Annotated in this window: 21 protein-coding genes; 8 read left to right on the top strand and 13 right to left on the bottom strand. The window is 66.0% G+C overall.

Annotation, left to right across the window (positions count from 1 at the left end):
* Positions 1-24: 24 nt before the first annotated feature.
* Positions 25-780 carry an L-ornithine N(alpha)-acyltransferase gene (gene olsB / locus IB229_RS18160; protein ID WP_192331303.1) on the bottom strand — a complete coding sequence of 252 codons (756 nt, stop codon included), beginning with the start codon at positions 778-780 and terminating at the stop codon, positions 25-27.
* Positions 781-1,039: 259 nt separating this feature from the next.
* Between olsB and IB229_RS18155 the strand changes: the two genes are divergently transcribed.
* The 6 genes from IB229_RS18155 (at position 1,040) to IB229_RS18130 (ending at position 6,368) form a co-directional block, all read left to right on the top strand.
* Positions 1,040-1,921, top strand: a complete 882-nt coding sequence (locus IB229_RS18155) for an acyl-CoA dehydrogenase family protein (RefSeq protein WP_192331302.1) — start codon at positions 1,040-1,042, stop codon at positions 1,919-1,921.
* Between the two features lie 229 nt (positions 1,922-2,150).
* On the top strand, positions 2,151-2,936 hold the full coding sequence (locus tag IB229_RS18150) for an MBL fold metallo-hydrolase (protein ID WP_192331301.1): 786 nt from the start codon (positions 2,151-2,153) through the stop codon (positions 2,934-2,936).
* A 106-nt stretch (positions 2,937-3,042) separates the two neighbouring features.
* Positions 3,043-4,158, top strand: coding sequence for a serine hydrolase domain-containing protein (locus IB229_RS18145; protein ID WP_192331300.1), 1,116 nt, complete (start codon positions 3,043-3,045; stop codon positions 4,156-4,158).
* Positions 4,155-4,487, top strand: coding sequence for an amidase (locus tag IB229_RS18140; protein WP_192331299.1), 333 nt, complete (start codon positions 4,155-4,157; stop codon positions 4,485-4,487). Before IB229_RS18145 ends, IB229_RS18140 begins: the two co-directional genes overlap by 4 nt.
* 151 nt (positions 4,488-4,638) lie before the next feature.
* A complete protein-coding gene (locus tag IB229_RS18135) occupies positions 4,639-5,214 on the top strand; it encodes a YceI family protein (RefSeq protein ID WP_192331298.1) in 576 nt (191 codons plus the stop codon).
* A complete protein-coding gene (locus IB229_RS18130; protein WP_192331297.1) occupies positions 5,211-6,368 on the top strand; it encodes a phospholipase D-like domain-containing protein in 1,158 nt (385 codons plus the stop codon). Before IB229_RS18135 ends, IB229_RS18130 begins: the two co-directional genes overlap by 4 nt.
* Before the next feature lie 27 nt (positions 6,369-6,395).
* On the opposite strand, the gene pdeM is transcribed toward IB229_RS18130, so the two are convergent.
* The 9 genes from pdeM to IB229_RS18085 all read right to left on the bottom strand — a co-directional run bounded on the left by pdeM (position 6,396) and on the right by IB229_RS18085 (position 17,173).
* Positions 6,396-7,037 carry a ligase-associated DNA damage response endonuclease PdeM gene (pdeM, locus tag IB229_RS18125; protein WP_192331613.1) on the bottom strand — a complete coding sequence of 214 codons (642 nt, stop codon included), beginning with the start codon at positions 7,035-7,037 and terminating at the stop codon, positions 6,396-6,398.
* A 51-nt stretch (positions 7,038-7,088) separates the two neighbouring features.
* Positions 7,089-9,671, bottom strand: a complete 2,583-nt coding sequence (locus tag IB229_RS18120; RefSeq protein WP_192331296.1) for a ligase-associated DNA damage response DEXH box helicase — start codon at positions 9,669-9,671, stop codon at positions 7,089-7,091.
* Positions 9,668-11,401: an ATP-dependent DNA ligase gene (locus tag IB229_RS18115; RefSeq protein WP_192331295.1), complete on the bottom strand. Its 1,734-nt coding sequence runs from the start codon at positions 11,399-11,401 to the stop codon at positions 9,668-9,670. Before IB229_RS18115 ends, IB229_RS18120 begins: the two co-directional genes overlap by 4 nt.
* Positions 11,398-12,423 (bottom strand): ligase-associated DNA damage response exonuclease, encoded by a 1,026-nt coding sequence (locus tag IB229_RS18110; protein ID WP_192331294.1) that lies wholly within the window; start codon positions 12,421-12,423, stop codon positions 11,398-11,400. The genes IB229_RS18115 and IB229_RS18110 overlap by 4 nt, the downstream gene beginning before the upstream one ends.
* Positions 12,424-12,573: 150 nt before the next feature.
* Complete coding sequence (locus IB229_RS18105; RefSeq protein ID WP_192331293.1) at positions 12,574-12,996, bottom strand: DUF2892 domain-containing protein; 423 nt, start codon at positions 12,994-12,996, stop codon at positions 12,574-12,576.
* 205 nt (positions 12,997-13,201) lie between these two features.
* Positions 13,202-13,819: a PAQR family membrane homeostasis protein TrhA gene (gene trhA / locus IB229_RS18100; RefSeq protein ID WP_192331292.1), complete on the bottom strand. Its 618-nt coding sequence runs from the start codon at positions 13,817-13,819 to the stop codon at positions 13,202-13,204.
* A gap of 144 nt (positions 13,820-13,963) precedes the next feature.
* Positions 13,964-14,377 carry a hypothetical protein gene (locus IB229_RS18095; RefSeq protein WP_412547796.1) on the bottom strand — a complete coding sequence of 138 codons (414 nt, stop codon included), beginning with the start codon at positions 14,375-14,377 and terminating at the stop codon, positions 13,964-13,966.
* Positions 14,378-14,383: 6 nt separating this feature from the next.
* Entirely contained in the window at positions 14,384-15,178 is a 795-nt protein-coding gene (locus IB229_RS18090) for a phosphatase PAP2 family protein (protein ID WP_225579174.1), read from the bottom strand.
* A gap of 15 nt (positions 15,179-15,193) precedes the next feature.
* The gene (locus IB229_RS18085) at positions 15,194-17,173 is read right to left on the bottom strand and encodes an LTA synthase family protein (protein ID WP_192331291.1); all 1,980 of its coding nucleotides are present in this window, start codon (positions 17,171-17,173) and stop codon (positions 15,194-15,196) included.
* A 104-nt stretch (positions 17,174-17,277) separates the two neighbouring features.
* Here IB229_RS18085 and IB229_RS18080 point away from each other — a divergent pair, with 104 nt between their 5' ends.
* Complete coding sequence (locus IB229_RS18080; RefSeq protein ID WP_192331290.1) at positions 17,278-17,964, top strand: response regulator transcription factor; 687 nt, start codon at positions 17,278-17,280, stop codon at positions 17,962-17,964.
* Positions 17,965-18,082: 118 nt separating this feature from the next.
* Here the strand turns inward: IB229_RS18080 and IB229_RS18075 are convergent, their stop codons facing one another.
* Complete coding sequence (locus IB229_RS18075) at positions 18,083-18,370, bottom strand: hypothetical protein (protein ID WP_192331289.1); 288 nt, start codon at positions 18,368-18,370, stop codon at positions 18,083-18,085.
* Positions 18,371-18,871: 501 nt separating this feature from the next.
* Here IB229_RS18075 and IB229_RS18070 point away from each other — a divergent pair.
* Positions 18,872-19,063 carry a YjfB family protein gene (locus tag IB229_RS18070; protein WP_192331288.1) on the top strand — a complete coding sequence of 64 codons (192 nt, stop codon included), beginning with the start codon at positions 18,872-18,874 and terminating at the stop codon, positions 19,061-19,063.
* Positions 19,064-19,147: 84 nt separating this feature from the next.
* Here IB229_RS18070 and IB229_RS18065 read toward each other — a convergent pair whose 3' ends face one another.
* Positions 19,148-19,345 carry a hypothetical protein gene (locus tag IB229_RS18065; protein WP_192331287.1) on the bottom strand — a complete coding sequence of 66 codons (198 nt, stop codon included), beginning with the start codon at positions 19,343-19,345 and terminating at the stop codon, positions 19,148-19,150.
* 29 nt (positions 19,346-19,374) lie between these two features.
* Positions 19,375-19,602: a hypothetical protein gene (locus IB229_RS18060; protein ID WP_192331286.1), complete on the bottom strand. Its 228-nt coding sequence runs from the start codon at positions 19,600-19,602 to the stop codon at positions 19,375-19,377.
* Between the last annotated feature and the right edge of the window lie 72 nt (positions 19,603-19,674).

The following is a 19,674-nucleotide window of genomic DNA, read 5'->3' as shown; positions in this document are numbered from 1 at the left end:
GATCAAGAGATCCGGGACGGGTTCTCAGACCGCGGCCTTGAAGTGGCGGGCATAGCGCGGGCACAGCTCGTCGCGCTTGAGCAGGATGAACACGTCGGCGACCTGGAAGTCTTGGTCCCAGCACGGTTCGCCGCAGACCTTGGCACCCAGACGCATGTAGGCCTTGAGCAGCGGCGGCATCTCGGCGATGACGTTGCCCGGCACGTCCAGGGTCGGCAGCGGGTGCTTGGGTTCGGCGCGCAGGTGTTCGGTGCACAGGTAGCGTTCGCGCAGGCGCTGCATGATTGCCTGGGCCTGGATGCCGCCGTCCTGCATGGGGATGCTGGCGCAGCCCATCAGGTAGCGGTAGCCGCCTTCGTTGAGCACTTCGGCCAGTTCGCTCCAGAGCACGGCGATGGTGCCGCCGTTGCGGTAGGCCGGGTCGACGCAGGTGCGGCCGATCTCCAGTACCGGGCCTTGCAGATGAGCCAAGCCGTGCAGGCTGAATTCTTCTTCGCTGTAGAAACGACCGAGGCTGGCGGCCGCGCGATGGTCGAGCAGGCGGGTGGTGGCGACCAGGCGTCCGCTGTTCAGGTCACGCACGCCGATGTGCTGGCAGTGCGGGTCGTAGTCATCCATGTCGAGGCCGAATTCCTCGCCCTTGAGCTTGGCGTCGAACTCGCGGCTGAACACCGCGAAGCGCAGGGCCTGGGCCTCACGCAGGGCATCGGGGCCAATCAGGCGTTCGGCCTGCAGGCGGCGTTCGGCAGCGGTATCGCGGGTACGCACGATCGTGGTCATTCGGGGTAGCCTCCGTAAGCCGGCCTTGAAGGAGTTGCGGCCGGTCGACCTTGTTGGGCAAAGTCAGGCTAGGTACACGCGGTGTCACAACCATGAAGATTCAGTGATGCTTGTATGACAGCCGCCGGCGGTCGTGGCGGCTGGCACTGCCAGGCGCTCATGACGTGGCAGATCGCTTCGCGGGCGGTTGATCGTCTGATGTGTTGTGCCTCGCCCGGTGGTGGCGCGAGGTTGGGAAATCCGAGAGAGGAATGGTGCGATGCCCTGGCAAACCCTGCTGCACACCCGTGAACGCCTGGCCGGCGGCGCGCTGGACGACTGGTACGCGGCCCTGCTGGCACAGGTTGGCGAGGACACGCCGTTCACCTTGGCCGTGCTCGGCGGGCGGCTGGCGGCCACGCCGGGGCTGGCCTTTCTCGCCGGTTACCAGGGCGCCCTGCGGGCACTGTGGCCGGCCGCGCCGCGCACCCTCGGCGCGCTGTGCGTGACCGAGAATCGCAGCACCCGCCCGGCGGACATGAGCACGCGTCTGGATGATTTGCAGCTCAACGGGCGCAAGGACTTCGTCACCGCCGCCGATGCCGCCGACTGGCTGTTGGTGGTGGCGCGAGTGGAAGCGGCCGGCGCTTCGCCGCAACTGGCGCTGGGCGTGGTGCGCAATGGCGACCCCGGCGTGCGCATTGAAAACCTGCCGGCACTGGCGCTGATGCCGGACGTCAGCCACGGTCGCCTGCACCTGGACAATGCCCACTGCGAACGCCTTGCCGGCGATGGCTGGGATGCCTACGCCAAACCTTTCCGCACCATCGAGGACCTGCATGTGCTCAGCGCGCTGGGTGCCTGGCTGTACGGCGTGGGCGAGGACAGTGGCTGGCCAGCGGCGTTGCAGCTGCGCCTGCTCGGCCTGCTTGCCGGTTGCGCGGAAGTCAGCTGCCTGTGCGTTGGCGCGGCCACTACCCACGTGATCCTGGCCGGGCTGTTCGCCCAGTTCGCCGCCCTGCGCAACGACGTCGACGCGGCCATGGCGGCCGGCCCGGCGCAGTGGGCGGCGTTGTGGCAGCGCGACTGCAACCTGCTGGAGATCGCCCGCACGGCACGAGAAAAACGCCTGCAGAACGCCCTGGCGACGCTGCAGGCATAGGGTGGGTTTGGCGTAGGAGGCGCGCGCCTCATCGACCCACCGAGCGGGCTGTGGTGGATAGGCAGAGCGTCATCCACCCGACATGTCCGTGGCGCTGTCTGCGCCCCTGCGACGGCGCAGGCCTTTTCGGGTCTTATCGCCCGGTAGAAATCACCCGACTTGACCCAGGTCAGTAAGCTGCCGCCCGCATGCGCCTAAGCTCGCCTTGCTTTCTCCTTACGAGGTTTACATGCGCCGCGAGCCTATCGTGCTGTTTGATAACGGCACCCATCAATGCCTGATGTTCGATGACCTGGTCAGTGGCGAGGGTGTGCAATCCAACCAGTTCCTGATCACCGACAACGAGCAGTACCTGCTGCTCGATCCGGGTGGCGATCTGACCTACACGCCCTTGTCGCTGGAGCTGTCCAAGCACATTCCGTTGCAGTCGCTGACCTACATTTTCGCCTCGCACCAGGACCCCGACATCATCGCCTCGCTGGACAAGTGGCTGCTGCACACCCGTGCGCGGGTGATCTGCTCCAAGCTGTGGGCGCGCTTCCTGCCGCACCTGACGGCCAACTACCTGTCGCTGAGCCACGGCATCAACACCTACGACCGCATCGTCGCGCTGCCGGATCGTGGTCAGTCGTTCAGCCTCGGCAAGTGCAAGCTCAAGGCCGTACCCGCGCACTTCCTGCACTCGGTGGGCAACTTCCAGATCTACGACCCGGTGAGCAAGATCCTCTTCTCCGGCGACATGGGGGCCTCGATGGTCGACGATGCCAGCCCGGTGGTCGATTTCGTCAACCACATCCCCAACATGGCCGGCTTCCACCGCCGCTACATGGCCTGCAACAAGGTCTGCCGGCTGTGGGTGAAGATGGTCCGCGAGATGGACGTGGAGATGATCGTGCCGCAGCACGGCCGGCCCTTCGTCGGCGCGGCGATGATCAACGCCTTCCTCGACTGGATCGAGACCCTGGAGTGCGGCCTGGACCTGATGACCCAGCAGGATTACCGCCTGCCGGACTGAGCTGCCACCCTGGCCGGATGCCCGCCACGGACGGCGGCTTCGGCGCTGTTGCCGGTCATCGTGTGCATGCTAGGGTTCGCGCTTTCGTTGCCAACGAGAGCGTCCCATGCCCCTTGCCACCCTGCGCCGCCTGACCCTGGGCGGCCTGCTTTGCCTGTGCGCCAGTCCGTTGCTGGCACAGACCTGGCCCGCCGCCGACTGGGTCAGTCAGCCGGCACCTGCCAGCCCGGCGCTGGCCGAGCTGGAAGCCTATGCCTTCGCCCCGCGCGACGACGCCACCCGCCAGGGTGTGCGCACCGACGCGCTGCTGGTGATCCGCGATGGCGTGCTGGTCTACGAGCGCTACGCCACGCCCACCACCGCGCAGACCCCGCACCTGACCTGGTCGATCAGCAAGAGCCTGTTCACCAGCGTGCTCGGCGTGGCCTTCGGCGAAGGACGTTTCCGCCTTGATGACCCAGTGGCCAAGCACTACACCGCGTTCAGCGCGCACCCGTCGGTGAAGATGGGCCATCTGCTCAACTGGGCCTCGGGCCTGGACTGGCAGGAGGACTACGAATACGCGCCGCTGAAATCCTCGGTGGTGGCCATGCTCTACACCCGCGGGCGCGGCGACATGGCGGGGTTCACCGCCAGCCACGGCCTGGATGCGGTGCCGGGTACGCGCTTTCGTTATTCCAGCGGCGACAGCAACGTGCTGTCCGCGGCGCTGCGGCAGATGCTCGGCGAGCAGGCGTACCGTGATTACCCGTGGACGGCGCTGTTCGAGCCGTTGGGCATCACCTCGGCGGTGTGGGAGCGCGATGCCGCCGGCACCTTCGTCGCCTCGTCCTACGCCTACCTCACGGCCCGTGACCTGGCCCGCGTCGGCCTGCTGATGCAGCGCGATGGGCGCTGGGGCGACAAGCAGCTGCTGCCGGCCGCCTGGGTGGCGTTCAACCGCACGCCGTTCACCAATTACCAGCCCAACCCGGAGAAACCGCACGACGCGGTGCCGGGTGGGCAGTGGTGGCTCAACGTGGCGCTGCCAGATGCCGCCAAGCCGTGGCCGGATGCTCCGGAAAGCACCTTTGCCGCGCTCGGTCACTGGGGCCAGGCGTTGTACGTGCTGCCCGAGGAAAACCTGGTGATCGTGCGCTTCGCCGATGACCGCGACGGCAGCTACCAGCACAACGAACTGCTCAAGCGTGCCCTGGCCGCTTTCACCGGAGCACAGCCATGATCAAGCGCCATCCGCTGCTCTTCGTCCTCACCGCGTTGCTGGTTCTGCTGGCCCTGTGGAGCTGGCAGAACCGCACGCACCTGGCGGCCTTCCCCGGCATCGTCGGCGCGTATTCGGCCAAGGAGTACTGCTCCTGCCGCTATGTGGTCGGCAACCCGGCGGAGTACTGCGCCGGCTACGTCAAACAGTACCTGCCGCTCAGCGACTTTCTCGATGATGCCGCCCGCAAACGGGTGACCGCACGTGGCCTGGGCAGCAACCAGACGGCGGCCTGGACCGGCCCGCGTGAAGGTTGCCAATTGCAGCCGCAGGCCGATCCGCTGCCCTGATCGCAGCATCGCCTGACGGTACGGCCGAACACGTCCCCCGCGCAGCGCTGCACGCGGGGCGACGCCCGGGCAAACCGCTACGGCCACATGGCCTTTGCATTGCCGGCGCGGGCCGTTATCGTGGCGTGAACCAGCCGAACCGCGAGCCCCCATGCCCAAGCTGTATGCCTTCCTCGTCGCCGCCTGCCTGACCCTGCCAGCGCACGCCGACTGGTACCTGGACAACGAGTCCTCACGCCTGTCGTTCATCTCCACCAAGGCCGGCAACTTCTCCGAGGTGCACCGCTTCCTGACCCTGCACGGCCAGGTCGACGACAAGGGCGCGGCGCGCCTGCGCGTGGAGCTGGAGTCGGTCAGCACCGGCATTCCGGTGCGCGACGAGCGCTTGCGCAGCCTGCTGTTCGAGGTCGAGAAATTTCCCGAGGCGCGCATCATGGCCCAGCTCAACCTGGCGCCGATCACCAACCTGGCACCCGGCGCGCAGCTGGAACTGCGCCTGCCGATCCAGGTGGAAATCCGCGGGCGCAAGCACGGCTACATCGCCGAGCTGCTGGCCACGCGCCTGGACGATCGACGCTTTCAGGTGGTGACGCTGGCGCCGCTGGTGCTGCAGGCGGAACAGTTCGGCCTGGTCGACGGCGTCGAGGCGCTGCGCACCTCGGCACGCCTGGCGAGCATCGGCCTCGCCGTGCCGGTGGGCGCCGTGCTGATCTTCACCTCGCGATGAGCGGCTCGATCTTTCCCTGGAAACCCGGCAACCGCTTCGAACTGCTGGTCGACGGCCCGGCTTTCTTTCCCGCGATGCTGGTGGAGATCGCCCGCGCCGAGCGCCGCGTGGCCCTTGAGTTGTACATGGTCGAGGACGGTAGCTGCTGCGATGCGCTGATCCAGGCGTTGGTCTCCGCCACCGAGCGCGGTGTCGAGGTGCAATGCCTGTTCGATGATTTCGGCTGCCTCAAACTCAGCCGCGCGGCGCGTGAACGCATGCTCGCCGCTGGCGTGCAGCTGCGCCTGTACAACCCGATCCGCTGGCGCCGCGGCCTGCGCAACCTGTACCGCGATCACCGCAAGATCCTGCTGATCGACGAGCACAGCGTGTTCGTCGGCGGCGCCGGTGCCACCGATGAGTTCTGGGATGCCGATGCCCCCGAACACTGCTGGCACGAAGTGATGGTGCGCGTGGAAGGGCCGCTGGTGGCGCACTGGCGACAACTGTTCGACCACCAGTGGCATGCCTGCGAAGAGCGTCGTCCGTGGAAGCGCGCGCTGGGCCCGGGCCTGGCCCATCTGCCAGCGAGTCCGCCGGCGGGGCAGGGCATGGGTCGCCTGGCCTACGCCAGCGCCAACCAGCACCTGGATATCGTGCAGTCGCTGCTGCGCAACGTCAGCCGCGCGCGCCAGCGCCTGTGGCTGGCCACGCCGTATTTCCTGCCGAGCTGGAAGGTCCGCCGCCACCTGATTCGCGCCGCCAAGCGCGGGGTGGAAGTGCGCCTGCTGCTCACCGGGCGCAACACCGATCACCCGCCGGTGCGCTACGCCGGGCAGCGCTACTACCCGCGCCTGCTGCGCGCCGGGGTGCGCATCTTCGAGTACCAGCCGCGCTTCCTGCACCTGAAGATGGTGCTGGTCGACGACTGGGTCAGTGTCGGTTCGTGCAACTTCGACCACTGGAACCTGCGCTTCAACCTCGAAGCCAATATCGAGGCACTCGACCCGGCGCTGACCCTGGCGGTGGCCGAATGCTTCATCGAGGACTTCGAGAAGAGCCGCGAAATAACCCTCGACGACTGGCACAACCGCCCGCTGCTGCGTCGGCTGAAACAGCGCCTGTGGGGCTGGCTGGATCGCCTGGTGGTGAACCTGCTCGACCGCCGACACTGAGGGCATCGCGCTACGAATACACGCCTGCTAAACCGGCCACACCCCACCATCCCCCAGCGCATACAACCGTCGCCCCACCTTTGCGTCGACCTGCATGCCGCCGGTGAAGGCGCCGAACGCCGGTAGCAGGCAAACCCCCTCGTCCAAGCTGAAGCAAGGTAGGCGCAAGCGCTGGCGGCCGCGCCCGCGCAGCACGCACACCGGGTGCACGTGGCCGGCCAGCACATGGTGGCTGGGATGCGGATCGGGTTCGTGCTGCAGGGCGAACGGGCCGAGCAGGTGCGGTTCGGCGACCACCTGGATGTTCAGCGTTGCCGGTGGATCACCCGCACTGCGGTCGTGGTTGCCGCGGATCAGCAGGATCTGCAATTCGTCGTTGCGTTCGCGCCAGGCGTGCAGCGCCGCCAGGGTGGCTGGCGCATGGGACTGGCGCGCATGCAGAAAATCGCCGAGGAAGATCAGCTGCCGGCACGGGTACTGCGCCAGCAGGGCATCCAGGCGCTGCAGGTTGTGGGTCGTGGTGCCCTGCGGCACCGGCTGGCCGAGGGCGCGGTAGGCCGCCGCCTTGCCGAAGTGGATATCGGCGATCAGCAGGGCCTCGCCGGCGGGCCAGTACAGCGCCTTGTCGGCCAGCAGCCAGATTTCCTGGCCGGCGATCGGCACGGCCAGAGCGGGTGTGGGGGCGTGGGTCGGATCGATGGCGGTGTTCCTCCAGGTCGGTTAGCCGGTGCGCTTCTTCACCCGTGGGCGACCGTCCTTGCTCAGCCGCGGGGTGCGCGCCCGCGGGCGTTCACGCTCCACCTGTGGCGCGGTGGCGACGTGGTAGGCACCAGGGCCGGCAGCCTTTTCCAGGTCGGCGAGCAGGCGGGCGATGCGGTCGGCGAGCTTCTCCGAGCTGAGACTCTCGCGAAAGCGCTCGACCAGCAGGGGAAAGGCCAGCGGCGGCGGGCGCTTCACCGCGCGCAGGTCCAGGCGCAACCCGCGCAGGCGTTGCAGGGTGTGCTGCAGGTGCTGCACGTCCAGCTCCTGGCGCAGCACTTCCTCCTGGGCCTGGCCGAGCAGCAGGTTGTCGGGGTCGTACTGCTGGAACACGTCGAAGAACAGCGCGCTGGAGGCTTGCAGCTGGCGCACGCTTTTTGCTGCGCCGGGGTAGCCGCCGAACACCAGCCCGGCGATACGCGCGATCTCGCGAAAGCGCCGCCGCGCCAGTTCGCCGGCATTCAGGCTGGCGAGCACGTCGTGCAGCAGGTCGTCGCTGCGCAGCAGGTCGGCGTTGAGCCAGCGCGGCCAGTCCACGGGGCTGGCGCAGAGCAGCTCCAGGCCGTAGTCGTTGACGGCGATGGAGAAGGTCGCCGGTTGCAACTGGCCGAGGCGCCAGGCCAGCAGGCTGGCCAGCCCCAGGTGCACGCTGCGCCCGGCGAAAGGGTAGAGGAACAGGTGCCAGCCTTCGCGCGAGTGCAGGGTTTCCGCCAGCAGCGAGTCGGCGGTGGGCAGCGCCGACCAGGCCTGCTGCACGTCCAGCAACGGCCGTAGCAACTGCATCTCTGGGCCGCGAAACTGGCCCTGTGCCGCTTCGCCGAAGCGCGCCACCATGGCGTCGGCCAGTTCGCTGGAGAGCGGCATGCGCCCGCCATTCCAGCGCGGTACCGCGGCCTTGCGGGCCTTGGCGCGGTTGACGTAGGCGGTCATGTTCTCCACCCGCACCAGTTCCAGCAGGCGCCCGGCGAAGAGGAAACAGTCGCCGGGGCGCAGGCGGGCGATGAAGCCTTCCTCGACGCTGCCCAGCGAGCCGCCGCTGCCGCCCTTGGCCCAGAATTTCACGGCGATGCTGGCGTCGCTGACGATGGTGCCGACGCTCATCCGGTGGCGCCGCGCGAGGGCGGCATTGGGCACGCGCCAGATGCCGTGCTCGTCGGGCTCTACGCGCTGGTAGTCGGGGTAGGCGGTCAGCGAGTTGCCGCCGTGGCGGACGAAGGCCAGGGCCCACTGCCAGTGTTCATCGCTGAGGTTGCGATAGGCCCAGGCGCTACGCACTTCCTCGCGCAGTTCAGCGGGGCGAAAGCCGCCGCCGAGGGCCATGCTGACCAGGTGCTGAACCAGCACGTCGAGCGGCTGCTCCGGTGACTGCCGGGCCTCGATGCGTCCGGCGGCAACGGCGTCCTGCACGGCGGCGGCTTCGACCAGCTCCAGGGCGTGGGTCGGTACCAGGCTGATCCGCGAAGCGCGCCCCGGTGCATGACCGGAGCGCCCGGCACGTTGCAGCAGGCGCGCCACGCCCTTGGCCGAGCCGATCTGCAGCACCCGTTCCACCGGCAGAAAATCCACCCCCAGGTCGAGGCTTGAGGTGCACACCACGGCTTTCAGGCGGCCTTCCTTGAGGCCCAGTTCGACCCAGTCGCGCACCTCGCGCGACAGCGAGCCGTGGTGCAGGGCGATCAACCCGGCCCAGTCCGGGCGGGCGTCGAGCAGCGCCTGGTACCAGATCTCCGCCTGCGAGCGGGTGTTGGTGAACAGCAGGCTGGTGCCGCTGGTTTCGACCTCTTCGACCACCTGCGGCAGCATGCGCAGGCCTAGGTGCCCGGCCCAGGGAAAGCGTTCGATGCCCGGTGGCAGCAGGGTGTCGATGCGCAGGCGCTTGTCCTGCTTGCCCTGCACCAGGCGCCCCGGCGTGTCGCCGAGCAGCACCTGCAACGCGTGCTGCTGGTTGCCCAGGGTCGCCGACAGGCCCCAGACGATCAGCCCCGGATTCCAACGCCGCAGCCGCGCCAGCGCCAGTTGCAGCTGCACGCCGCGCTTGTTGCCGAGCAGCTCGTGCCACTCGTCCACCACCAGCATGCGCAGGCCGGCGAACTGCGCCTCGGCATCGCTGCGGGTGAGCAGCAGGGTCAGGCTTTCCGGGGTGGTGATCAGCGCGCTGGGTAGCTTGCGGCCCTGGCGCGCGCGTTCGCTGCTGCCGGTGTCGCCGGTGCGCAGGCCGACGCTCCAGGCAATGTTCAAGTCGTCCAGCGGCGCCTGCAGGGCGCGCTGGGTGTCGGCGGCCAGCGCGCGCATCGGCGTGATCCACAGCACGCTGAGCGGCGCCGCAGCCGGTTGGCGCTTGCGTGGCTGGCCGCTGCTGGTGATCGCCGGTGTGACTCTGGCGAAGCGATTGAGTGCGGCCAGCCACACCGCGTAGGTCTTGCCTGAGCCGGTGGTGGCGTGCAGCACGCCGGACTCGCCCTTGGCCACCGCCTGCCAGACTTCCTTCTGGAAGGCGAAGGCCTTCCACCCGCGCTGGACGAACCAGGCGCTGGCCAGGCTCATTGCAACAGGTCCTGGAGGATGGCCAGGGTGTCGGCATCTTCCACACGCTTGTCCTGCCGCCAGCGCAGCATGCGCGGGAAACGCACGGCGATGCCGCTCTTGTGTCGCTTGGACAGGGCGATGCCCTCGAAACCCAGCTCGAAGACCAGGGTCGGGGTGACGCTGCGCACCGGGCCGAACTTCTCCACGGTGGTCTTGCGCACGATGGCGTCGACCTTGCGCATTTCCTCGTCGGTCAGCCCGGAATAGGCCTTGGCGAACGGCACCAGGCTGCGCTCGCTGGCACCCGGCGGGCCGTCCCACACGGCGAAGGTGTAGTCGCTGTAGAGGCTGGCGCGGCGGCCGTGGCCGCGCTGGGCGTAGATCAGCACGGCGTCGACGCTGAACGGGTCGACCTTCCACTTCCACCACACGCCCATGTCCTTGGTCCGGCCCACGCCGTACAGCGAATCGCGGGCCTTGAGCATCATCCCCTCGACGCCGAGGCGGCGCGACGCTTCGCGCTGCTCGGCGAGCGCCTGCCAGCTGGTGCCGTGCAGCAGGGGCGAAGGCATCAGTCTGGGGCTGGCGCAGGCGGCGATCACCTGTTCCAGCTGAGCGCGTCGTTCGTGTTGCGGCCGGCTGCGCCAGTCATGGCCCTGCCACTCCAGCAGGTCGTAGCCGAGCACGGCCACCGGCACCTCTTCGAGGAGCTTCTTGCCCAGGGTCTTGCGGCCGATGCGCTGCTGCAGCAGGGCAAAGGGCTGGATGCCGTAGCGCTCGACGTTGTCTTCCACGTCCGCTTCCAGGGCGGCGCTGTCGAGGTCGACGTCCATCAGGCTGGCCTGTTCGGTGCCGATGGCCGGTGGATGGCGCCAGACCACCAGCTCGCCGTCGATCACCGTGCCGTCGGGCAGGCGCGCGCTCAGCTCGTCCAGCTCGGGAAAGCGCTCGCTGATCAGCTCCTCGCCGCGCGACCACAGCCACAGGCGACCGTCGCGCTTGACCAGCTGGGCGCGGATGCCGTCCCACTTCCACTCCACCTGCCAGGCGTCGACCGGACCGAGGTTTTCCTCGAAGGTGTCCACCGGCAGTTGCAGGGCGTGGGCGAGAAAGAACGGGTAGGGCTGGCCGCCGCGCTGGGCGTGTTCGTCGTCCGATTCGGCGGCGATCAGCCGGCGATAACTCTCGGCGCTGGGCCGGTGCGAGAGGTCGGTGTAGCCGACCAAACGCTGCGCCACGCGCTTGGCGTCGATGTCGGCAAGGCTGGCCAGGGCGCGGGTCACCAGCAGCTTGGACACGCCGACGCGGAAGGCGCCGGTGATCAGCTTGATGCAGACCATCAGCGCCTGGCGGTCGAGCTGTGCCCAGAATGCCGGCAGCCGTGCGGCCAGCTCTTCCGGCGGCAGGCCGCGCAGGGGCAGGAGTTTTTCCTCGACCCAAACGGCCAGGCCTTCATCCGATTCGTGGCTGGATTCGGGCAGCAGCAGGGCGATGGTTTCGGCCAGGTCGCCGACCGCCGAATAGCTTTCCTCGAACAGCCATTCCGGCAGGTTGGCCGCCTGCATCGCCAGCTCGCGCAGCTGCCGCGACGGCACCAGTTGCCGCGGCCGCCCACCGGCGAGAAAAAACACCGCCCAGGCGGCGTCCTCGGCGCTGGCGGCGCGGAAGTAATCCTGCAGCGCGGCGAGCTTGGCGTTGCTCGAGGTGGTGGCGTCGAGGCGCCCGTAGAGGTCGGCGAAGGCCTTCATGGGCTCGGCTCCGCTTCCGCACTGGGTGGGGTCTCGTCTTCGTCGCCGTACTCGGTGCCGAAGCCCTGGGCATCCAGGCCCTGTTCGCGCAGGTAGCGCACCAGCACGCTGACCGAGCCGTGGGTGACGAACACCCGCTCGGCGCCGGTCTGCTCGATGGCCCAGAGCAGGCCTGGCCAGTCGGCATGGTCGGAAAGCACGAAGCCACGGTCGACGCCACGGCGCCGGCGCGTGCCACGCAGCATCATCCAGCCGCTGGCGAAGGCGTCGCTGTACTCGCCGAAGCGGCGCATCCAGGTGCTGCCGCCGGCCGAGGGCGGGGCGAGGATCAGCGCCTGGCGCAACAGCGGGTCGCTCTTCTTGAAGTCGCCGGCGTAGAGGGTCGGCGGCAGGTGCACGCCGGCATCGCGGTAGACCTGGTTGAGCGGCTCCATCGAGCCGTGTCCGAGGATCGGTCCGATGCCCGCGTCGATGCCATGGAGGATGCGCTGCGCCTTGCCGAAGGCGTAGCAGAACAGCACGCTGGCGCGTCCGGCCGCCTGGTTCTGCCGCCACCAGTCATCGATGCCGGCGAAGATCTGCGCCTGCGGCTGCCAGCGGTAGATCGGCAGGCCGAAGGTCGATTCGGTGATGAAGGTGTGGCAGCGCACCGGCTCGAACGGCGTGCAGGTGCCATCCGGCTCGACCTTGTAGTCGCCGGATGCGACCCAGACTTCGCCACGGTATTCCAGGCGCACCTGGGCCGAGCCGAGCACGTGCCCGGCAGGGTGCAGGCTGAGGGTCACGCCGTGGTGGTCGAGGCGTTCGCCGTAGTCCAGGGTCTGCAGGTTGATGTCGGCACCCAGGCGGGTGCGCAGGATGCCGGCGCCGGCAGCCGCGGCGAGGTAGTGGCGACTGCCACCGCGCGCATGGTCGCCATGACCGTGGGTGATCACCGCGCGTTCGACCGGGCGCCAGGGGTCGATGTAGAAGTCGCCGGGTGGGCAGTAGAGCCCCTCGGGGCGGGCGATGACCAGGTCCATGAGACGTCGATAGTCCTGCTGCGGGCGCGAGTTGCGTTGTTCAGTTGACCGGCGCGCCGGGCAAAAGGTTGGGCTGAATGTGCAGGGCTGCAGGTCGGCGAGGTTCACCCAGGGCGCGCGATGCGCACCCTGGGTGGCGAAACAAGATGCTTAGAAGCGGCCGCTCATGCGGCTGGCGGTAGCCGGGTCGATGGCATAGGTCCCGCCGGGAATCTGGGTGGCGTCGAACACGTCGTCGCTCGGCGCGGGGCGGAGTACACGGGAGTTGGTGCTGTGCGCGGATGCCTTGGCCAGGGCTGCACTGAGCTGGCGCATGCGGGCACGCAGGTGGCGGATCTCCGTTTGCGGGTCGTCGAGCAGGCCCTTGACGTTGCAGTGGCCGGTGCCGCCACGGGCCAGCAGCAGGCTACCGACGGCGATCCTGACCAGGCCCACCGGGCCGCCGCGATGCAGACCTAGGCCGGTGAGGATGATGCCGGCGCCGGTGGACAGCGCGCGTTCCCAGTTGGGAATGTTCTGCTGCTGATGGGGATGGCGGGCCGCGCGACGCGACTGGGGATCGAATGCAACCATGTCGGTTCTCCTGAGAGGGGTGTTAAGTAACCGACTGGATGCCGCAGGCCGTGTTCATTTGCGGCGATGAGTGGTGGCGGGGCAACAGGCCGTGCGGCCGTCTGTTGCAGGGGGCGTTGTGCGCACCAGGGCCTATGATGGGCTGCTTGGTGCGCACAGCGCACCCTGCGAGAAGTCGCCGTGCGCAGGCATTTTCCCGTAGGACCTAAATGACGTAGCGCAGGATGGCCACGAAGTGCAGCAGGCTGCCGGCCATGACGAACAGGTGCCAGATGCCGTGCCAGTGGCGGAAGCGGCTGTCGTAGGCGAAGAACACGATGCCGACGGTGTAGAAGATGCCGCCCGCGGCCAGCCAGGTGAAGCCGGTACGGCCCAGCGCGGCGAGCAGCGGCTCGATGGCGATCAGCACGATCCAGCCCATCACCGCATAGATGATCAGCGACAGCACCCGTGCCTCCGAGCGCGGCTTGATCTCCTGCAGCATGCCGATCAGGCCCAGCGTCCAGACGATGCCGAACAGCGTCCAGCCCCAGGCGCCCTTGAGCGTGACCAGGCAGAACGGCGTGTAGCTGCCGGCGATCAGCAGGTAGATCGACAGGTGATCGAGCTTGCGCATGATCAGCTTCGCCCGCCCGCGCAGGCTGTGGTACAGCGTGGAGATGCTGTACAGCACGACCAGGGCGACCCCGTAGATGGCCACGCTGACGATCTTCAGCGGCTCGCCCGTGAGCGCCGCCAGGACCAGCAGCCAGATCGCGCCGATGCACGCCAGCACCGCGCCAACCAGGTGGGTCCAGGCGTTGAATTTTTCCCCGTGGTACATGCGTGGCGTCTCGTGCTGGGGGCAGTTGGCCCGAAGGCGGCCAACTATACCGACTCGGTGCGCCGCCGCTAGCTGCTCGAGTGCGGGGATTTGCAGTGCGAGTTATCAGGTATGTCCTGGTGCGTATGGTGTCAGGGCGCACACTCACTTCTGTCGTAACGCCTGCCCCATGCTCTGTTGCACATGGTGACGCCATTCGCGGTCTCGCTCGCTGGGCTCATGCAGGTCGCGTTCGATTTCGGCTTCCAGCTGGCCATGGCACTGGCGAAAACCGTCTTCCCAGCCGCCTGCGTAAAGCTTGTCTTGCAGATAGCGGGGCACATCTTTACGGAATGAGTCGAGTGAGCCCGCTGCCTTTCTGCCGCTGCTGCATCCGGCATCGAAGCCATCGACGAAGGCGAGTGGGTAGCCTTCGCCAAGCATGTGTTCTCGGGTGCTCTGGCAGCCAGACAGGAGTAGTGCCGTAAGCGGCACTGCGAGCAGTAAGGCGAGGCTGCTCAAGCCCATCAAGGTGGTTGCGAGCGCTTGCGGTCGAGGGGGACGCCAGGTGTGAGACATGCTGCTTTACCTTATGTGGCAGTGCGGTCTACTGAGCTTGTTGGCAGATTCAGGTGCTTGAAATGACAGATGTTTGGGTGGTACCGATAGAAGCAGTCGCGGCGTTTTTTCCCGCTGGTAGAGCACCAGGCGATAGCACGTTGCGCAGATGAGCCAGTCGAAGAGCAACGTCCACAGGTTGTGAGAAAGGAAGTGTGCGCCTTGCATCATCCGGCCCAATGAAAACAGCGAACCGAGTGCCAGTGCCGTGACTAGTGCGATGCGCGCCAGGCGCGGGTGCCGATCACGCAGCACAAAGAAAAATGCCAGTAGCGAAAATCCTGCAGACGCATGCCCGCCTGGCCAGCAACGGCCGGGGTTCTCGGTGACGGGGCGCTCCCCAATCAGCGAGCTGAAAGTTTCCTGGCCCCCGAATTCACTCAGGCTCCAGGGGCATTGCACGCCAGTGAGCGTTTTCAGTGGCGTGACAATGCTTGTCGAGAGTCCCAGGGCCAATACCAGGTAGCCCAGATGGCGCCGCCAGGCACGCAGGCGTGTTGGTAGCAGGCTGAGCATGAAGCCGGCGATGGACAGGACGCCCAGCAGGATGACCGCCTGCTTGGCACGATCATGGAGAACATCTTCCAGCCAGAAGCTGTTCTTGCCGATGAAGCCTTGGCCAGGCAGGTAGAAAAGATGCGCGAGTGCAAAATCTATCCTGACGGGATCGACGATCAGCAGCAGCGCCATCAGACCGAGCGGAACGCCGAATACCAGGCGCCAGTTCAGCGGACGTGAAGCGAATGCAATAGCGGTAGTCATGGCGTTATTCCTGGCTCAGGGGGCAAGCGCGCTGATTGCTTCATGTGTGGCAGTGCGTTCAGGTGCGCTTGGCTGATGCCAGGCGATCAAGCCGCTGTTGAAGGCATGGCTCGCACCCTGGTAGTACGCCACGTCTCGGCGTACCAAGGCGTCCGCTGTCGTACTGATCGACTCCTGGCTGTTGCCCTGCGCGTGATCATGTCGCCGGATGCCTCGGCGCGGGCTCAGAATGGCAAGGTCGACGCCGTCGAACAGTCCGAGGTGCTGGTAGTTGCCCAGCAACGCGCGACCCGGGGCCGCGTCATCGCGCAAGACGTTGCGGCCGAAAAACGTAGAGGTGTAGTCGACGTTGAGTAGACCCAGCAGCGTGGGTGCCAGGTCAATCTGGCTGGTTAACTTGGAAAACTCCTGATGCTGGATAAGCCCCGGCGCGTAGATGAACAGCGGAATATGGTAGTTGGCCACCGGCAGGTCTTCTTTGCCGGCGCTGCCCGCGGTGTGATCGGCGACGAAGAGGAAGATCGTGTTGGTGAACCAGGGCTTTTCCTTGGCTTTGGCCAGGAACTGGCCGATGGCGTAGTCGGTGTACTTCACCGCACCTTCACGGCCCTCGCCTGAGGCAATGTCGATCCGCCCGTTTGGGTAGGTGTAGGGGCGGTGGTTGGACGTGGTCATCAACTGCAGGAAAAACGGTTTGCCGGCAGCGTTATCGGCATCGGCCACTGCGAGTGTCTGGGTGTAGAGATCCTCGTCAGACATACCCCAGGCGTTCTTGAACGAGATGTCGCGCTCGGCAACGCTGCTCTGGTCAACGATGCGATAGCCATTGCCGCTGAAGAAGGCGTTCATGTTGTCGAAGTAGCCGCGCCCCCCATAGATGAACACGCTGTCGTAACCCAGCGCATTGAACTGCTGGCCAAGGCTGCCGTAGCCCGATTCGCGGCCAATACGTTTGACGATCGAGCGGCCTGGTGTCGGTGGAATCGAGAGCGTTATGGCCTCCAGCCCCCGGTCGGTGCGAGTGCCGGTGGCATAGAAGTTGTTGAAGAACAGGCTGTGCTGGCGCAGCGCGTCGAGATTCGGTGTCAGCGCGCGGGTATCGCCGAAGCTACCCAGGTAGCGTGCGCTCAGGCTCTCGATGGTGACGAGGACGACGTTGTGCTTTTGCTGCTCGCCTGGGTTGTCGATCAGCCGACGAATATCCATGGGGTCCTGACCGATGAAGTGGGCGTTCGGCTCGGCCAGTTCGCTGCGCAGTTGCTGAGCAACCTCGTGGTCGTCCATCGTCGCGTAGAACTGCTGATAGTCGAGCTCGTTGTTGCGAAACGCGGCGAAGAACTGGAACGGCCCGTTGCTGGCCAGCTCGCGCTGATAGGCGTTCCCGCCTAGGCCGCGTGGAAAGTTCTGGCCGATCAGCGCGGTAGAGGCCAGGGCGATGAGCACAAGGCCACCGAGTGCCACTGCTGCTTTCGATGTGCTGATTGAAGGCGCCGCGAATGCTGCTGTTAGTTGATGGCGCAGTGCTGCGGTAATGCCAGCAGCGATCAGGGCCAGTAGAGCCAGCAATGGGTAGATCGGGTAGGACTCGAGGATGTTGTTGATCACTTCTTCGGAGTACACCAGATAGTCGACTGCGATGAAGTTGAAGCGCACACCGAACTCGTCCCAGAACAGCCATTCGGCGACTGCAGTGAACAGCATGGCGAACAGACTGAGGCCCAGCAGCACGCGTAGGAGCCATTGATGCGAGCGGTGCCGCCAGAGACGTTGCGGGCATAGCAGCAGGTAGGTTGCCAGTGGCGCCGCGGCATAGAGCAGGAAACTCAGGTCGTAGATCAGGCCCACGCTGAACATGCCGAACAAATCTGTAAGCGACGCGTCGGCATCGCCGAAATGGGTGATCAACAGCAGGCATCGCGTGAGCGTGAACACACCCAGCCAGCTGAGCATGACGATCTTCAAGTAGCGCAGTTGGGCGTAGTGAAACTGTGGCATCGTAGGATCCCTGATGGATGAACGGCCGCAGTTTGTCGTCGCCTTCGTCAGGCGCTCGTCAATGCAATGTGAAAAAAGGATCAACTTCCGTGAAGAGATCGTGAATGCGCATTCTGGTCATTGAGGACAACCGCGACATTCTTGCCAACCTGCTCGATTACCTCGAGATCAAGGGTTATAGCGTCGACTGCGCCCAGGACGGCCTGGCCGGCTTGCACCTGGCTACCAGCGCGCATTACGACTTGATCGTGCTGGATCTCATGTTGCCGGGCATGGACGGTGTGCAGCTGTGCCAACGCTTGCGCAACGAAGCGCGCAATGCGGTGCCAATACTGATGCTCACTGCGCGGGACACGCTCGAGGACCGCCTCGAAGGACTGCGCTCGGGTGCGGATGACTACCTGATCAAACCGTTCTCTCTGGCGGAGCTGGTGGCACGTATCGAAGCGGTGCTTCGACGCTCCCACGGGCGCCAGAAACGACGGCTGCAGGTGGCTGACCTGACCTACGACCTCGATACTTCAGAGGTAACGCGCGCGGGCAAGGTGCTAAGGCTCAATCGTCTGACGATGCAGCTGTTGAAAATCCTGATGCAGCGAAGCCCGTCAGTCGTTCGTCGCGAAGTGCTCGAGGAAGCCCTGTGGGGTGATGAGCCACCCAACAGCGACAGCCTGCGCAGCCACATTCATTTGCTTCGTCAAACTATCGACAAGCCATTCTCGACTGCACTTCTCCATACGCAGCATGGCGTCGGATATCGCATCGTTTCGGCTGTAGAGAGCGATTGCTGAGCGTCCACTGTTCTGCGCAACAGCGGCTGTGATGAGTCGTTTGATGGGGCAGGGTCTTTTTCGACTATTCCTCGTTACACGCCCTGTCGCCGCATCTGAATAATCCAGCAGTACTGCGCTATTTGCACAGCACGATCATGCTGCGGCTGGAGAAGCCTGCAGGGTTGAGGCCGAATACGAAGTCTGCCGGGTCATCCTCACCGGTCTCGCCGCCCGCCTTGGCCATGACCTTGTAGCCCTTGGTGCCGCAGGCATCGCGTGCCCGTTGCTCGCACTGTTCCCAGCTCGAGGTGAGCCCGGAGCAATTGATGTGCAAGCCTTTGCGGCCTTTCTTCTCATAGGTTTTGGCAGTTGCGGAACAGCCGGCAAGCGCCAGCACGATGGCCAGCAGCACAAGCCTTTTCATGTCGATCCCCGGTTGGCTTGTTCTGACGTGGGCCGACTGGTGGTCGACCCATCCCCTAATACCTGTCCGGCATCTGCGCTGAGACGCAGGACAGTTCAAGCAAATGACCTGACCCGTGCCGCAGTTTTCTGGCGAAGTCGCTGCGTTACACCCTGGCAAACCAGGTTGGGCGGTGGCAGGGACAAATAACATGAAGGGCGCCGCGCAGGCGAGTTAAAAATTGCAACGGAACCGCTACCTTCGTGCACCTCGCCGAGGTGCGGCGACCAGCGGTCGGTTGCAGTGTTAGCAGGTGGCTGGCGCGTGGCGGCGGGCAGGCTGGCGACACCCTTGGCTCGCTGGCTGCAGCGTTGCACGCGGTCGCGTTGACAGCGGATGGCGAAGGCGGCGGATTGGCGTGAAACCGGCTGCGCTCGAGGGCACGCCGGTCCGGGGCTGGGAACTTCGGTTAGCGCGGCCCAGTCGACCCTCCATCAGCCCTGTTTTTTCGTGGAGGTGAGCATGGAGTTATCAGGCATTGCCAGCGCCGTATCCACGGCCAACGCCGCGCAGACCAACGCGACCATCTCCGTCATCATGTTGCAGAAGGCGTTGGAGATGCAGTCGCAAACCGCCATCGGCGCGATCCAGGCGATTCCCAATCCGGCCAGCAACCCGCCCAACCTGGGCAACTCGGTCGACGTGATGGCCTGAGCCCGCGGCGTGGCTACCAAGGAAAGCCGCTGCAAACGCAACGGATAGCAGGAAGACGAGGCCGCCCAGTCGGCGGCCTCTACATCAGGCGGACGTGTCTTCGGCCGCCAGCTTCTCGGCCTGGGCCACTGCCGCGTTCAATGTGCACAGCCAACTCGAATCGGCGCCTGGCCCGTGCACCGAATGACCGACGACCTCCAGGGTGCCATCGGCATGGTTTTCGATGCGTTCGACGACCGTGAACCGGCCTTTGGTGAACACCACTTCTCCCAACTTCTGCATGTGTCCTCCGCTCTCTGGTGCCCGGTGGGTTACACCTGGGCGATACCGGTGATGGTGATGCCGTAGCGCTTGAGCAGCAGGGTCGCCCGCTCGCGCGAATCGATCTGCGTATCTTCATGGTGCTCGGGTTCGACGTTGGCTTCGGCCCACTTCATAACCTGTGCGACGGCCTTCTCCATGGTTGGCTTGGTCGCGCTGTCGATTTCGATCTTGTTGGTGCTGTTGTCACGACTGAAGGCGATGGCCCAGGTAGACATGGCTGCATCCTCGCTTGCCGGGAGCCGATGGCTCGTTGCAGTTTGGAGCCCGTCGCGTCGTCGCCGGTTCAG

Source organism: Pseudomonas sp. PDM14, from assembly GCF_014851905.1.
GTDB lineage: Bacteria > Pseudomonadota > Gammaproteobacteria > Pseudomonadales > Pseudomonadaceae > Aquipseudomonas.
This window is presented reverse-complemented; position numbering and strand designations above follow the sequence as displayed.